This is a genomic window from Streptomyces katrae (assembly GCF_002028425.1).
In the GTDB taxonomy this organism is placed as follows: Bacteria; Actinomycetota; Actinomycetes; order Streptomycetales; family Streptomycetaceae; genus Streptomyces; species Streptomyces katrae_A.
In genome coordinates this window covers 3,973,729-3,987,017 of record NZ_CP020042.1, presented here as the reverse complement: position 1 = coordinate 3,987,017, position 13,289 = coordinate 3,973,729, and the positions used below count along the sequence as shown (strand labels likewise).

At 70.8% G+C, this 13,289-nt stretch carries 13 protein-coding genes; 6 read left to right on the top strand and 7 right to left on the bottom strand.

The features are described 5' to 3' along the window. Nucleotides 1-174: 174 nt before the first annotated feature. Nucleotides 175-1,452 carry a serine--tRNA ligase gene (gene serS / locus B4U46_RS18120; RefSeq protein ID WP_079428730.1) on the top strand — a complete coding sequence of 426 codons (1,278 nt, stop codon included), beginning with the start codon at nucleotides 175-177 and terminating at the stop codon, nucleotides 1,450-1,452. Next, nucleotides 1,449-2,261 carry an HAD family hydrolase gene (locus tag B4U46_RS18115; protein WP_079428728.1) on the top strand — a complete coding sequence of 271 codons (813 nt, stop codon included), beginning with the start codon at nucleotides 1,449-1,451 and terminating at the stop codon, nucleotides 2,259-2,261. The genes serS and B4U46_RS18115 overlap by 4 nt, the downstream gene beginning before the upstream one ends. Before the next feature lie 166 nt (nucleotides 2,262-2,427). On the opposite strand, the gene B4U46_RS18110 is transcribed toward B4U46_RS18115, so the two are convergent. The 5 genes from B4U46_RS18110 to B4U46_RS18090 form a co-directional block, all read right to left on the bottom strand. Beyond that, nucleotides 2,428-3,081 (bottom strand): rhomboid-like protein, encoded by a 654-nt coding sequence (locus B4U46_RS18110; RefSeq protein WP_079428726.1) that lies wholly within the window; start codon nucleotides 3,079-3,081, stop codon nucleotides 2,428-2,430. An 80-nt stretch (nucleotides 3,082-3,161) separates the two neighbouring features. Further along, nucleotides 3,162-3,881, bottom strand: coding sequence for an ABC transporter permease (locus B4U46_RS18105; protein WP_079428724.1), 720 nt, complete (start codon nucleotides 3,879-3,881; stop codon nucleotides 3,162-3,164). A gap of 15 nt (nucleotides 3,882-3,896) precedes the next feature. After that, nucleotides 3,897-4,808, bottom strand: a complete 912-nt coding sequence (locus B4U46_RS18100) for an ABC transporter ATP-binding protein (RefSeq protein ID WP_079428722.1) — start codon at nucleotides 4,806-4,808, stop codon at nucleotides 3,897-3,899. Then, complete coding sequence (locus B4U46_RS18095) at nucleotides 4,805-5,692, bottom strand: ABC transporter permease subunit (protein WP_079428720.1); 888 nt, start codon at nucleotides 5,690-5,692, stop codon at nucleotides 4,805-4,807. The genes B4U46_RS18100 and B4U46_RS18095 overlap by 4 nt, the downstream gene beginning before the upstream one ends. Further along, nucleotides 5,682-6,677, bottom strand: coding sequence for an ABC transporter ATP-binding protein (locus tag B4U46_RS18090; protein ID WP_079428718.1), 996 nt, complete (start codon nucleotides 6,675-6,677; stop codon nucleotides 5,682-5,684). The genes B4U46_RS18095 and B4U46_RS18090 overlap by 11 nt, the downstream gene beginning before the upstream one ends. Before the next feature lie 221 nt (nucleotides 6,678-6,898). Here B4U46_RS18090 and B4U46_RS18085 point away from each other — a divergent pair, with 221 nt between their 5' ends. The 3 genes from B4U46_RS18085 to B4U46_RS18070 all read left to right on the top strand — a co-directional run bounded on the left by B4U46_RS18085 (nucleotide 6,899) and on the right by B4U46_RS18070 (nucleotide 10,692). Continuing rightward, nucleotides 6,899-7,774 carry a M24 family metallopeptidase gene (locus B4U46_RS18085; protein ID WP_079428716.1) on the top strand — a complete coding sequence of 292 codons (876 nt, stop codon included), beginning with the start codon at nucleotides 6,899-6,901 and terminating at the stop codon, nucleotides 7,772-7,774. A 5-nt stretch (nucleotides 7,775-7,779) separates the two neighbouring features. Beyond that, a complete protein-coding gene (locus tag B4U46_RS18080) occupies nucleotides 7,780-9,555 on the top strand; it encodes an SDR family oxidoreductase (protein ID WP_079431836.1) in 1,776 nt (591 codons plus the stop codon). 222 nt (nucleotides 9,556-9,777) lie between these two features. Continuing rightward, complete coding sequence (locus tag B4U46_RS18070) at nucleotides 9,778-10,692, top strand: MerR family transcriptional regulator (protein ID WP_079428712.1); 915 nt, start codon at nucleotides 9,778-9,780, stop codon at nucleotides 10,690-10,692. Nucleotides 10,693-10,807: 115 nt separating this feature from the next. On the opposite strand, the gene B4U46_RS18065 is transcribed toward B4U46_RS18070, so the two are convergent. Then, on the bottom strand, nucleotides 10,808-11,608 hold the full coding sequence (locus B4U46_RS18065) for an aquaporin (RefSeq protein ID WP_079428711.1): 801 nt from the start codon (nucleotides 11,606-11,608) through the stop codon (nucleotides 10,808-10,810). A 141-nt stretch (nucleotides 11,609-11,749) separates the two neighbouring features. Here B4U46_RS18065 and B4U46_RS18060 point away from each other — a divergent pair, with 141 nt between their 5' ends. Beyond that, on the top strand, nucleotides 11,750-12,289 hold the full coding sequence (locus tag B4U46_RS18060) for an RNA 2'-phosphotransferase (RefSeq protein ID WP_079428709.1): 540 nt from the start codon (nucleotides 11,750-11,752) through the stop codon (nucleotides 12,287-12,289). A 39-nt stretch (nucleotides 12,290-12,328) separates the two neighbouring features. Here the strand turns inward: B4U46_RS18060 and B4U46_RS18055 are convergent, their stop codons facing one another. Continuing rightward, nucleotides 12,329-13,231 carry an LLM class flavin-dependent oxidoreductase gene (locus tag B4U46_RS18055; protein WP_079428707.1) on the bottom strand — a complete coding sequence of 301 codons (903 nt, stop codon included), beginning with the start codon at nucleotides 13,229-13,231 and terminating at the stop codon, nucleotides 12,329-12,331. Between the last annotated feature and the right edge of the window lie 58 nt (nucleotides 13,232-13,289).

Genomic DNA, 13,289 nt, shown 5'->3' with positions numbered 1-13,289 from the left:
CGCCACCCTCCGTCATGCCCCTTTTCGGGGAATCGGGCCGGTTTTATCGGCCGTCCCCAGGGGCCTCTTCCAGCCACTGGAGCAAGTGATTAGCATTCCCCTCAATCGGGACATAATGACACGCAGCGTGATATCGGTGTGATCCCAGGAAGCCCAGACCGGTAGCCTGGAGGGGTGATTGACCTTCGGCTGCTCCGTGAAGACCCTGACCGTGTCCGCGCCTCGCAGCGCGCCCGTGGAGAGGACGTCGGCCTCGTCGACGCACTGCTCTCCGCCGACGAGCGCCGCAGGTCCTCCGGCATGCGCTTCGACGAACTGCGCAATGAGCAGAAGTCCCTCGGCAAGCTCATCCCCAAGGCCACTCCTGAGGAGCGCGCCCAGCTGCTGGCCAAGGCCGAGCAGCTCAAGGCCGACGTCAAGGCGGCCGAGGCGGAGCAGAACGAGGCGGACGAGGCTGCCAGGCAGCTCCTGCTCAAGCTCGGCAACATCGTCCACGAGGACGTGCCCGTCGGCGGCGAGGAGGACTTCACCATCCTCGAGACGCACGGCACGATCCGCGACTTCGCGGCCGAGGGCTTCGAGCCCAAGGACCACCTGGAGCTGGGCGAGGCGCTGGGCGCCATCGACGTCGAGCGCGGCGCCAAGGTGTCCGGCTCGCGCTTCTACTACCTGACGGGCGTCGGCGCCCTGCTGGAGCTGGCCCTCGTCAACGCGGCGATCGCCCAGGCCACCGAGGCCGGCTTCATCCCGATGCTCACCCCCGCGCTGGTCCGCCCGCGCGCCATGGAGGGCACCGGCTTCCTCGGCCAGGCCGCGGAGAACGTGTACCACCTGGAGAAGGACGACTACTACCTCGTCGGCACCTCCGAGGTCCCGCTCGCCGCGTACCACATGGACGAGATCATCGACGTCGACAAGCTGCCCCTGCGGTACGCCGGCTTCTCGCCGTGCTTCCGCCGCGAGGCCGGTACGTACGGCAAGGACACCCGCGGCATCTTCCGCGTCCACCAGTTCGACAAGGTCGAGATGTTCTCGTACGTCGCGCCCGAGGACGCCGAGGCCGAGCACAAGCGGCTCCTGGAGTGGGAGAAGCAGTGGCTGACCAGCCTGGAGCTGCCGTTCCAGGTCATCGACGTCGCCACCGGCGACCTGGGGGCCTCCGCCTCCCGCAAGTTCGACTGCGAGGCCTGGATCCCGACCCAGGGCAAGTACCGCGAGCTGACCTCCGCCTCGAACTGTGACGGCTTCCAGGCCCGCCGCCTGCAGATCCGCTACCGCGAGGACAAGAAGACCGCCCCGCTGTCCACGCTCAACGGCACCCTGTGCGCCGTCCCCCGCACCATCGTCGCCATCCTGGAGAACCACCAGCAGGCCGACGGCTCCGTGCGGGTCCCCCCGGTGCTGCGCCCGTACCTGGGCGGCCGTGAGGTCCTGGAGCCGATCGCCAAGTGAGCACGGCCCCGTTCCCGTACAAGCTCGTCGCGACGGATCTCGACGGCACGCTCCTGCGTGACGACGACACCGTCTCGGAGCGCACCCGTGAGGCGCTCGCCGCGGTCACCGCGGCGGGCGCGGCGCACATCATCGTCACCGGCCGGGCCGTGCCCTGGACCCGGGGCGTGCTGGACGACCTCGGTTACCAGGGGATCGCGGTGTGCGGGCAGGGCGCTCAGGTCTACGACGCGGGGGCGCACCGGCTGCTGACCTCGGTGACGCTGGACCGGCAGCTGGCCGGTCTGGCCCTGTCGAAGCTCGAGGCCGAGGTGGGTCCGCTGGCGCTGGCCGCCAGCCGGGACGGGGTGGACGGCGAGGTCCTGTTCGGGCCCGGCTACCAGGTGCAGGGAGGCCTCCCGGCGCTCTACCTGGAGGACACCGCGGCCGTGTGGAGCGCTCCGCTCAACAAGCTGTACATCCAGCACCCAGGGATGGGCGAGGATGAGCTGGTCAAGGTGGCCCGGGAGACCGTCGGCAACCTGGTCGACATCGTGATGGCAGGTCCGGGGATAGTGGAGATCCTGCCGCTGGGACTGAGCAAGGCCACGGGGCTCTCGCTCGCCGCACGCCGGCTGAAGGTGAAGGCCGCCGAGACGATCGCGTTCGGCGACATGCCCAACGACATCCCCATGTTCGGCTGGGCCGCGCACGGTGTCGCGATGGCCAACGCCCACGCCGATCTGAAGGCCGTGGCCGACGAGGTGACCACCTCCAACCAGGAGGACGGCATCGCGGTGGTGCTGGAACGTCTGCTGGGCGCCGCCTGAGCCACACCCGTTCATGGAAGAAGGTCCGGAACAGCCCGCGCCGTGAGGCGCGCTCGAAGTGGCTGTCCCGGACCTTTTTTGTTGCTCCCCGCACCTCCCACTGTGCCGGGGGCGCACGCCCCTTACCAGCGAATTTCTCCCCGCCCGCGCGGCCGGGCGCACGCGCTCATGTTTCACGTGAAACATGGACCCCGTGCGGCTCCGGGTGGAGGGTCAGCGGCCAGGCCAGCAGCCCGACGGCCAGCGAGATGGCATGGCCGAGGTCGGTGAAGCTGCCGCCGGTGAGCAGGGGGATCCCGAAGAAGGCCACGGCTCCGGCCAGGTACAGCCATCTCCAGGGGTTCGGGAGACGGTAGGTCAGGACGCCGATCGAGGCCGCGAGCCCGTAGCTGACGCCGATGTCCACGACGTGCGTCATGCTGTGCGGCGCGCGGTTGTCCTCGATGGCCATGAGGAGGACCTTCTGACTGGCGAGGGTGGCGACGATATGGGCGGTCGCGACGATCACCAGCCAGCGCAGGGTGCCCAGCCAGCGTTCGACGGTGGCGTGGAAGAGCTCGAAGAGCAGGGTGTAGAGGGCGAGCGAGGCCGGGTTCTCGATCCAGAAGGCACTGCTCAGCAGGGCCCGCAGAGGGTATTTGACCAGCTGGTGGATGTTGCTGCTGTTGCGGTGGAGCAGCACGTGGTCGAGCCGGTCCGGGGCGATCGCCACGACGACACTGGTCACGGCCACGATCAGCAGCCATATGTGTGTGCCGGGCGAGGAGCGTATCCAGGCCCGCAGAGGCCTGGACGGCTCGGGTCCGGTGTGCTCGATCATGCCCCGATGATGCCCCGTACGGCCGTGCCCCGCCTGGCCGGTGGGCCGGGCGGGGCACGGTTTCGGGCCGGTGCGGCGGGCTACTCCTCGCCGGCCAGGGTGAGGCGGCGCAGCTTCTGGCCCGCGTACACGGTGGCGCCGACGGTGACCGCCAGGAGCAGGAGCACGGCGGTGGGCAGGCCGACACTGGAGTCCACGTATCCCTCTCCGGCGACCTTCTCGGCCAGGGACAGGGCCCACTGCTGGACGCTGAGGGTCTTCGCGCCGGAGACCAGGCTGCCGAAGAGGGACTCCCAGATCAGGGCGTAGACCAGGCCGAAGACGACGGCGTGCCGGCTGACGGTGCCCAGCAGCAGGAACAGCGCGCTGTAGGCGATCGAGGCGACGAGCGCGGCGACCGTGTAGGCGACGGCGATCTGCTGGCCGTTGCCGTTGAGGATGAAGCCCGCGATCAGGGTGGGGATGGCGGAGAAGGCCATCGTGATGGCGATCGCGACGATCAGCTTGGTCATGATGATCGTCGGACGCTTCACCGGCTTGGAGAGCAGGTAGACGATCGAGCCGTCGTCGATCTCGGGCCCGATGGCTCCGGTCCCGGCGATGACGCCGATCAACGGCACCATCGTGGCGAGCGCGAAGCCGCCGAGCAGCTCCGAGGCGACCTTGTCGTCCACCCCGGTGAAGAAGCGGACGGCGACGGAGATGACGAGCAGCAGGGCGGGCAGCGCGAAGAGGATCGCTGCGCGACGGCGGCCGAGAAGGGCCCGGTAGGTGAGCCGGGCGACGGTCGGGTTGTACATGGTTGCCAGCTCCTTTCAGGCCGCGACGAGGTAGGAGAAGACGGACTCGAGGGACTCGTCCGAGGGCGAGACGGTCAGCAGCCGGATGCCGTGCGCGCGGGCGACCCGGGGCAGCAGTTCGGTGAAGCGCCCGAAGTCGACGGCCTGGATCCGCAGGGCGCCTTCCTTGAGGTCGACCTCGATGCCGGCGGTCGACGGATCGGCGATCAGGGCCGCGGCGAGGGCCCGGTCGTCCGAGGAGCGCACGAGGTAGCGGTGCGGGCGGTCCGTCATCAGGCGGCGGATCTTGCGGAAGTCACCCGACGCGGCGTGCCGGCCGGCGACGACCACCTCGATGTGGGAGGCCAGCTGCTCGACCTCCTCCAGGATGTGGGAGGAGAACAGGACGGTGCGGCCCTCGCCGCCCATCCGCCGCAGCAGGTCCATCAGCTGCATGCGCTGGCGCGGGTCCATGCCGTTGAAGGGCTCGTCGAGCAGCAGCACAGACGGGTCGTGGACGAGCGCGGAAGCCATCTTCACGCGCTGGCGCATGCCCTTGGAGTACGTGGCGATCTTCCGGTCCTGGGCGTACTCCATCTCGACGGTGGCCAGCGCCCGCTGGGCCGCCGCGTCGTCCAGCCCGTGCAGTTCGGCGTTGGCGACGACGAACTCCCGGCCGGTGAGGAAGTCGTACATCGCCTCGCGCTCGGGTACGACGCCGATCTGCCGGTACACCGACTCGTTGCGCCAGATCGGGGCGCCGTCGAGGGTGACGGTGCCGGTGGAGGGGGCGAGGAAGCCGCCCATCATGTTGATCAGCGTGGACTTGCCGGCGCCGTTGGGGCCGAGGAGGCCGGTGACGCCGGGTCCGATGCGCATGGTCACGTCGTTGACGGCGACGACGTTCCCGAACCAGCGGGAGGTGTGGTCGATGTCGATGGTCGTCACAGCCCGGCCTTCCGGTAGCGGGCCATCAGGGCGGCGTAGGAGCCGGCGATGAGGCCGAGGATGACGAGCAGGTAGACGACGCCGGTGCCGGCCGAGGGGCCCTCACCGCCGGGGAAGGCGGAGGTCGCACCGAGGAACGCGGTCTGCACGCCGTCGATCAGGGTGATGGGGGAGAAGAGGCCCAGCCACTCGATGGGACCGGTGTTGCCGGTCCCGTAGGCGACCGCCTGCACGGTGGAGACGGCGCCGTAGGGAATGAGCAGCATGGCGATGACCGCGGCCACCCCGAACCCGCGGCGCGGGGTGAGCGCGGCCATGACCAGCCCGAGGCCCGCGAAGAGCAGCGACAGCAGAAGTACCGACACCAGTGCCTGCCCGAATCCCTTGGTCTGGTGACCGAAGTCGAACTTCGCCAGCAGCGAGCCGATCCACATGATCAGCAGCGGGGTGGCGGTGAGGATGAAGAGGGCCGAGGCCATGGCGGCGTACTTGGCCAGGACGTAGTCGACCCGCTCGATGGGCCGCGAGAAGTACAGGGGCACCGTCTTGAAGCGCAGGTCCCGCGAGACCGACTGGGGCGCCTGGGAGGCGAGGTAGAGGCCGATGACCACCTGGGTGGTCAGGGCGTACGTCGTGTACTTGATCGGCAGGTCGGTGGAGCCGGGCACGGCGATGGCCACCGCGACGATGATCAGCGCGGGTACGCACATCACCGCGAAGAGGATCATCGGCAGGACCTTGGACTTGGCCGAGCGACCGAGCCCGTAGGCGCCGCGCAGCGACTGCGAGAACAGCGAGGTGCGGGCGTAGGAGCGGCCGAGCCGGGGGCCGTCGTAGGACCGGTAGCCGATGTTGTGGATCTGGGTCGAGGTCTCAGGTGCCATCGGTACCGGCTCCCCACTGCTGGATGTGGTTGCGCTGCGCGGACTGGTCGCTCTCGCGGAAGACCTCCGCGATGCGGTGGCGGCGCTGTTCCATGCGGACCAGACCGACGCCGAGGTCGGCGACGGTGTCGCGGATGGTGTCGTAGGTGTCCTCGCCCGTCGCCTCGACGAGCAGGACGTGGCCGGCTCCGGGCAGTCCCTGCTCCTCGCCCGCGTGGAGGGTCAGGCCCGCCGCGGTGAGCGCCTTGCGCAGGGCGGCGGTGCCGTCCGGGTGCGCGTCGGAGTCGGTGACCTCCACCGCCAGGGTGGTCGTGGTCTGGGTGAAGTCGCTGGTGGAGCTGGAGCGCAGCAGCTTGCCGCCGTCGATGACCACGACGTGGTCGCAGGTCCGCTCCAGCTCGCCGAGGAGGTGGGAGGTGACCAGGACGGAGATGCCGAAGTCGGTGTGGACGCGGCGGATCAGGCCGAGCATCTCGTCGCGGCCCACCGGGTCGAGGCCGTTGGTCGGCTCGTCGAGGAGGACCAGCTGCGGGTCGTGGACGAGCGCCTGGGCCAGCTTGACGCGCTGCTTCATACCGGTGGAGTAGCCGCCGATCGGGCGGTAGCGCTCCTCGTACAGCCCGACGTGGCGCAGTGTGTCGGCGGTCCGCTCGCGGGCGGCCGTCGGCGGCAGGCCCGACATGCGTGCCATGTGGACGACGAACTCGGTGGCCGAGACGTCGGGCGGCAGGGCGTCGTGCTCGGGCATGTAGCCGACGCGCTCGCGGATCGTGCTGCCGTGCGTGGCGACGTCCAGGCCGAGGACGGCGGCGCGGCCCTCGGTGGCGGGCGACAGCCCGAGCAGGATCTTGATCAGCGTGGACTTGCCGGCCCCGTTGGCACCCACGAGCCCGGTCACTCCGGGCCCGATGTCCAGGGAGAGCCGGTCGAGGGCGGTCACTCGGGGGTACCGCTTGCTCAGGCTTTCGGTCGCGATGACAGTCACGGGTTCGACGTTAGTGCCGGGGCCCGGGCGGAGCGTCAGACCTGGAGCGGGATCCCGTCTCCGCCTTGAGGACTACGGACCCTGACGGAAGGCTGACACCGGCCGGGCGAGGGGGCGGGTTGTCCACAGGTCCGTGCACGACCCTTGACGCCACCTCCGGTCATTGTCACATTCATCAGTGTCAACTTTCGGCGGCACGGCTGACAGGACGGACGGCTGGCATGGCTGGGGACACGGACACCGGGGAACTCGCCGCACAGGGCTCCGCGCGGCTCGCCGCCGAGCTGCGCGGCTTCAGGGAGGTCCAGCGCCTCGCCTACGAGTGCGCCGAGACGGTGGCAGCCCAGCTCCGCCCCGGAGTGACCGAGCGCGAGGCGGCCCGGATGCAGCGCGAGTGGCTGCGCGAGCGCGGGGTGCGGGACTGGTTCCACCTTCCCTTCGCATGGTTCGGGGACCGGACCGCTTTCGCGGGCTTCAGGATCCCGCTCCAGTTCTTCCCGACCAACCGGAAGCTGGAGCCGGGGATGCCGTTCATCCTCGACATGGCGCCCGTCTACCGGGGGTACGCGGCCGACATCGGCTACTCCGGCAGCCTCGGCCTCAATCCGGTGCAGGACCGGCTGATGTCCGACCTGCGGCCGCACCGCGCGCTGATCCTGGAGCAGGTGCGCGAGCGCCGCCCGCTGCGCGAGATCTACGAGAACGTCGAACGGCTGATGACCCGGCAGGGGTACGCCAACCGCCACCGGGCCTATCCCTTCGGGGTCATCGCGCACAAGATAGACCGGGTCAAGGAGCGCCGCTGGTCCCCGACCGCGTTCGGGTTCGGCACCCAGTCACTCAAGGGGCTGGCCTCCGACGCCCTGCACGGCCACCGCGAGGGCTGGTCCCCGCTGTGGAGCCCGTACCACTTCTCCGACCACCCGCCGCAGCCCGGACTGTGGGCGGTGGAGCCTCATCTGGGCTTCCGGGGCACGGGTGCGAAGTTCGAGGAGATCCTGGTGGTCACCGACTCCCGGGATCCCGAGGAGAGCGCGTTCTGGCTGGACGACGACCTGCCGCACGTGCGGCGCTGGACCGAGGAGCAGGCGGCATGAGCGGGATGAGCGGTACGGCACTGGCGGGAGCGCGCGAGCGCCGGGTGAGCACGGGCGGGATCGAGCTGTGCGTCGTCGAGCTCGGCGACCCGGACCGGCCCACCGTGCTGCTGGTGCACGGCTACCCGGACACCAAGGAGGTCTGGTCGGAGGTCGCCGAGCGGCTGGCGGCCCGGTTCCACGTGGTGCTGTACGACGTGCGCGGGCACGGCCGCTCTTCGGCTCCCGTGCCGCTGCGCGGGGGCTTCACCCTGGAGAAGCTCACCGACGACTTCCTGGCGGTGGCGGACGCCGTCAGCCCGGACCGGCCCGTGCACCTGGTGGGCCACGACTGGGGTTCCGTCCAGGGCTGGGAGTTCGCGACGGTGGCCCGGACCGAGGGCCGGATCGCCTCCTTCACCTCCATGTCGGGTCCTTCCCTCGACCACTTCGGGCACTGGATCAAGCGGCGGCTGACACGGCCCACCCCGCGCCGGGCCGCGCAACTGCTGAACCAGGGCTCGAAGTCCTGGTACGTGGGCATGCTGCACACGCCGGTGCTGCCGGAGCTCGCCTGGCGCGGCCCGCTGGGCAAGCGCTGGCCGAAGATCCTCGCGCGCCTGGAGGAGGTCCCGGCCGGCGGCGCCTACCCGACGGCCTCGCTGCCCTCTGACGCGGCGCACGGAGCCTGGCTCTACCGCGACAACGTCCGTCCCAGGCTGCGCCGGCCGCGCGCCGACGCGTACGCGCACGTACCGGTACAGCTGATCACCCCGACCGGGGACGCCTTCCTCTCCGAGCGGCTCTACGACGACCTGGAGCGGTGGGCCCCGGACCTCGTGCGGCGCACCCTGCCCGCGAAGCACTGGATCCCCAGGACCCGCCCCGACCAGGTGGCGGCCTGGATCGGCGAGTTCGTCGCCGCCCGGGAGGAGCCCATGGCGAAGGCTCCGGAGCACAAGGCCCCGGGGAAGTACGCCGACCGGTTCTCGGGACAGCTGGTGCTGGTCACCGGCGCGGCGAGCGGTATCGGCCGGGCCACCGCCTTCGCGTTCGCCGAGGCCGGGGCCCGGGTCGTGGCCGTGGACCGGGACGGCGAGGGAGCGGCCCGCACCGCGGAGATGGCCCGGCTCGTCGGCGCCGCCGATGCCTGGGGCGAGTGCGTCGACGTCAGTGACGAGCAGGCGATGGAGAAGCTCGCGGCGAAGGTAGCCGCCGAGTACGGCATCGTGGACGTGCTGGTCAACAACGCCGGCATCGGGCTGTCGGGTTCCTTCCTGGACACCGCCTCGGAGGACTGGAAGAAGGTCCTCGACGTGAACCTGTGGGGGGTCATCCACGGCTGCCGGATCTTCGGGCGGCAGATGGCCGAGCGCGGCCAGGGCGGACACATCGTCAACACGGCCTCCGCCGCCGCCTACCTCCCCTCCCGGACCCTGCCCGCGTACAGCACCTCCAAGGCAGCGGTGCTGATGCTGAGCGAGTGCCTGCGCGCCGAGCTCGCCTCCAAGTCGATCGGGGTCTCGGCGATCTGCCCGGGCATCGTGAACACCAACATCACCGCCACCTCCCGGTTCGCGGGGGTGGACGCGGCCGAGGAGAAGCGCCGCCAGGAGCGGTCCTCGCGGTTGTACGGGCTGCGGAACTTCCCGCCGGAGAAGGTCGCCGACGCGATCCTGCTGGCGGTGGTGAAGAACCGGGCGGTGGTACCGGTGACCCCCGAGTCCAAGGGCGCCCTGTGGATGTCCCGGTTCATGCCGAACACGCTGCGGAGGATCGCCCGGCTGGAGCCCCGGCTGTGAACCGGGCGGGCGGGGGCCCGGCCGGCGCGCGGCCACGGGGCGGGGGTCCGGTTCCGCCGCGCGCAGAGCCCGGCACGGACATACCCGGCTCCATCCCGCGGTCGTACCATCCCTCGCAGGAGGGCTCGCTGCTCACGGCGGTCGAGTACCTGGCGGCGCCTCCTGCCGCCCGGACCGCGGCGGGCGCGGTCGGCCGAGCCGCCATGTCGTAGGGAGCCGGGATTGTCCGATCAGGCGCCAGCCGAGTACCGGATCGAAGATCTGGCCCACCACAGCGGCGCGACCGTGCGCACCATCCGCGCGTACCAGGACCGCGGTCTGCTGCCGAAGCCGGAGCGGCGGGGCAGGTCCAACGTGTACCGGGACACGCACCTGGCGCGGCTGCGCCAGATCGCCGACCTGCTGGACCGCGGCTACACCCTGGCCTCCATCAAGGAACTGCTCGAGGCCTGGGACGCGGGGCGCGGGCTGGGCGGCGTACTCGGCCTGGTGGCGGAGGTGCAGGGGCCGTGGACGGACGAGGAGGCCGACCGGATCAGCCGGGAGGACCTGCATGCCCGGTTCGGCGGGCTGCCGGACGACGGGGCGGTGGACGAGGCGTGTGAGCTCGGGGTGCTGGAGCGCATCCCGGGCCGTCCGGACGAGTTCCTGGTGCCCTCCCCGCAGGAGCTGGCGGTCGCGGCCGAGCTGTACGCGGCCGGGGTGCCCCTCACGGCGATCACCGGTCATCTGCGGGAGCTGCGCGGACAGGTCGAGCACATCGCCTCGCGCTTCCTGGAGTTCACCACCGAGCACGTCTTCGCCCGCTACCTCGGTCAGGTTCCGCCGACGGACTCGGACGCGGCGGAGGCGGCGACGATGGTGCGCCGGCTGCGGCCCCTGGCCCAGCAGACGGTCGACGCCGAACTGGCACGTGCGATGCGGCTGTTCGCGACCCGGCACCTCCAGCGGCACCTCGGCGCTCCCGGAGCGGTCCAGCCGGCGGGGCCCGCTCCGGTGGCCCTGCCCGCCGCGACGGTGCGGGCGGTGCAGGAACTGGTGGGTCCGGAGCACGTGGCGGAATTCGTCCGGGCCGCGACGGAACGGGAGCTCCAGGCCCGGACGATGAACGACCTGGCCAGCCGGGGCGGCCGGTAATGCTCGATCGGTAGTCCACAGGCGATCCCCAGGGCGAATCGCTCAGATAGCACTGAAACCCGCCGAAACGGCTGTGGACAACTCCCGTTTTCCTGTGGGCAACAGGCGTGTTGTGTCAGATGGTCGTCTCGAACCCGGTACTGGGGCGGGGCATATCGGCCAGGGGGGTCTGGGCGTCCACCTCCCCGGAAGGCGTGTTCCCGGAGGCCGCCTGACCCGACGTCACCCGGCCGCGCTCGCGTCCGTACAGGAGCGTGGCCAGGGCGAGGCCAAGGACGCCTCCGGCCAGCTGCGCGGCGAGGAAGCCGGGGAGCGACTGCGGGGCGATGCCGGTGAAGGAGTCGCTGAAGGCGCGGCCGATCGTGCCGGCCGGGTTGGCGAAGGAGCTCGAAGAGGTGAACCAGATGGCTGCGGCGATGTACGCGGCGACCGCGGCCGGGATGAGCCTCGGGCGGCCGATGCGGCCGAGCCCCTGGATGACCAGGACGAGACCGGCGGTCGCGACGATCTCGCCGATCAGCAGGTGACCGCCGTCGCGGACCTGGGTGGAGAAGGTCCCCGGGGTGCGGCCGAACATCATCTCGGCCACGACGGCGCCGCCGATGGCCCCGGCGGTCTGAGCGCCGGCGTAGGCGAAGGCCTCCCGCGCGGCGAGCCCCTCGCCGCCGGCGCGGCGGGCCCACCAGGCGGTGAGGGTGACGACGGGGTTGAGGTGGGCACCGGACAGGGGGCCGAAGAGGGTGATGATCAGGCCGAGGCCGATGGCGGTGGCCAGCGAGTTGGCGACGAGGGCGACACCGGTGTCGCGACTGAGGGACGCGGCCTGGATACCGGACCCGATCACGACCACGAGCAGGCCCGCGGTGCCGACGAGCTCGGCAGCCGTGCGCCGCAGCAGTGAAGCCTTACTTGTCATAGTTTCTCCCTCCGAATGAGCTTCTAGCGGAAAATATATTCCGTATCTTGGAAACTTAATAGAGGGAGTGCCGGCCTTGGGACGTAACGCGGGGGCGGAAAATCGCTGCCGGGTACCCGCCCGAGCCATCAAGCTGGGGACATGGATGACCGACGCACCGTGAAGGTGTCCAAATACGTCTCGAAACACCTGCGGCACCAGCCGGAACGCATCGGACTGACGCTCGACCCGCAGGGCTGGGTGGAGATCGACGACCTCCTGCGCGCGGCGGCGGCGCACCGCTTCCCGGTCAGCCGTGCCGAGCTGGATCACGTCGTCGCCACGAACGACAAACAGCGGTTCACCATCGACGGCACCCGCATCAGGGCCAACCAGGGCCACACCGTCGCGGTGGACCTGGACCTGCCGGAGGCGGAACCGCCCGCGTACCTCTATCACGGCACCGTCGCCGCGGCCCTGGACTCGATCCGCGCCGAAGGGCTGCGCCCGATGGCACGCCACCACGTGCACCTCTCGCCCGACCGTGAGACGGCCGCCCGCGTGGGCGCGCGCAGGGGACGGCCGGTGGTGCTCCCGGTGGACGCCGCGGCGATGTATGCGGCCGGGCACGTCTTCCGGGTCAGCGCCAACGGGGTGTGGCTGGCCGACGCCGTACCGCCGGAGTTCCTGCGCTTCCAGTAGCGGCGCGGGAACCCCGGCGGGATGACAGGCAGGGGGCCGTCAGGCGCCCAGCTGCGCGAGTGCCTCGGTGGCGATCCGCTCGAAGACGGCCTCGTCGGCCGCGAAGTCGGAGTCGGGGATCGGGGCGTGGACGACCAGCTCGGTGAAGCCCAGCTCGCGGTGACGGCCGGCGAAGTCGACGAAGGCGTCCACGGACTCCAGCATGCTGCCGCGCTCCGGGGTGAACCCGGTCAGCAGGACCCGCTCGATGGATTCGGGCTCCCGGCCGGCCTCGGCCAGGGCCTTCTCCAGCTTGCCGACCTGTCCGCGCAGGGCCTCCAGGGACTGCTCGGGCGTTCCCTCGAAGACCTTGGGGTCACCTGCGGTCACCCAGGCCTGGCCGAACTCAGCGGCGAGCCTCACACCCCGCGGGCCGGTCGCGGCGACGGCGAACGGCAGCCGCGGGCGCTGAACGCACCCGGGGATGTTGCGGGCTTCCTCGGCGGAGTAGAAAGTGCCGTGGTGGGTCACCGCGCTCTCGGTCAGCAGCCGGTCGAGCAGCGGAACGAACTCGGCGAAGCGGTCCGCGCGCTCACGGGGGCTCCATTCCTCCTGCCCCAGCGCGGTCGCGTCGAAGCCATTGCCGCCCGCGCCGATACCGAGCGTGATCCGCCCGCCGGAGATGTCGTCCAGGGACATCAGGTCCTTGGCCAGGGTCACCGGGTGCCGGAAGTTCGGCGAGGTGACCAGCGTCCCCAGACGGAGCCGGGTCGTGACGGCCGCCGCCGCGGTCAGGGTGGGAACCGCACCGAACCAGGGGCCGTCGCGGAAGGTGCGCCAGGTCAGGTGGTCATAGGTGTAGGCCGTGTGGAACCCGAGCTGCTCGGCCCGCTCCCACTGGTCACGACCGCCATCGTGCCACGGACGGACCGGCAGGATCACGGTGCTCAGGCGAAGACTCATGTCACTGAGCCTACGGTGCGAACCCTTCCCGCGCTGTGAGCCACGTTTCACGTGAAAC

Bases quoted from the DNA above. Each gene is read 5' to 3' on its own strand.
- B4U46_RS18055 (WP_079428707.1), bottom strand. From the start codon at position 13,231: ATGAGTCTTCGCCTGAGCACCGTGATCCTGCCGGTCCGTCCGTGGCAC.
- B4U46_RS18105 (WP_079428724.1), bottom strand. From the start codon at position 3,881: ATGTACAACCCGACCGTCGCCCGGCTCACCTACCGGGCCCTTCTCGGC.
- B4U46_RS18110 (WP_079428726.1), bottom strand. From the start codon at position 3,081: ATGATCGAGCACACCGGACCCGAGCCGTCCAGGCCTCTGCGGGCCTGG.
- B4U46_RS18080 (WP_079431836.1), top strand. From the start codon at position 7,780: ATGAGCGGTACGGCACTGGCGGGAGCGCGCGAGCGCCGGGTGAGCACG.
- B4U46_RS18060 (WP_079428709.1), top strand. From the start codon at position 11,750: ATGGATGACCGACGCACCGTGAAGGTGTCCAAATACGTCTCGAAACAC.
- B4U46_RS18065 (WP_079428711.1), bottom strand. From the start codon at position 11,608: ATGACAAGTAAGGCTTCACTGCTGCGGCGCACGGCTGCCGAGCTCGTC.
- B4U46_RS18085 (WP_079428716.1), top strand. From the start codon at position 6,899: ATGGCTGGGGACACGGACACCGGGGAACTCGCCGCACAGGGCTCCGCG.
- B4U46_RS18095 (WP_079428720.1), bottom strand. From the start codon at position 5,692: ATGGCACCTGAGACCTCGACCCAGATCCACAACATCGGCTACCGGTCC.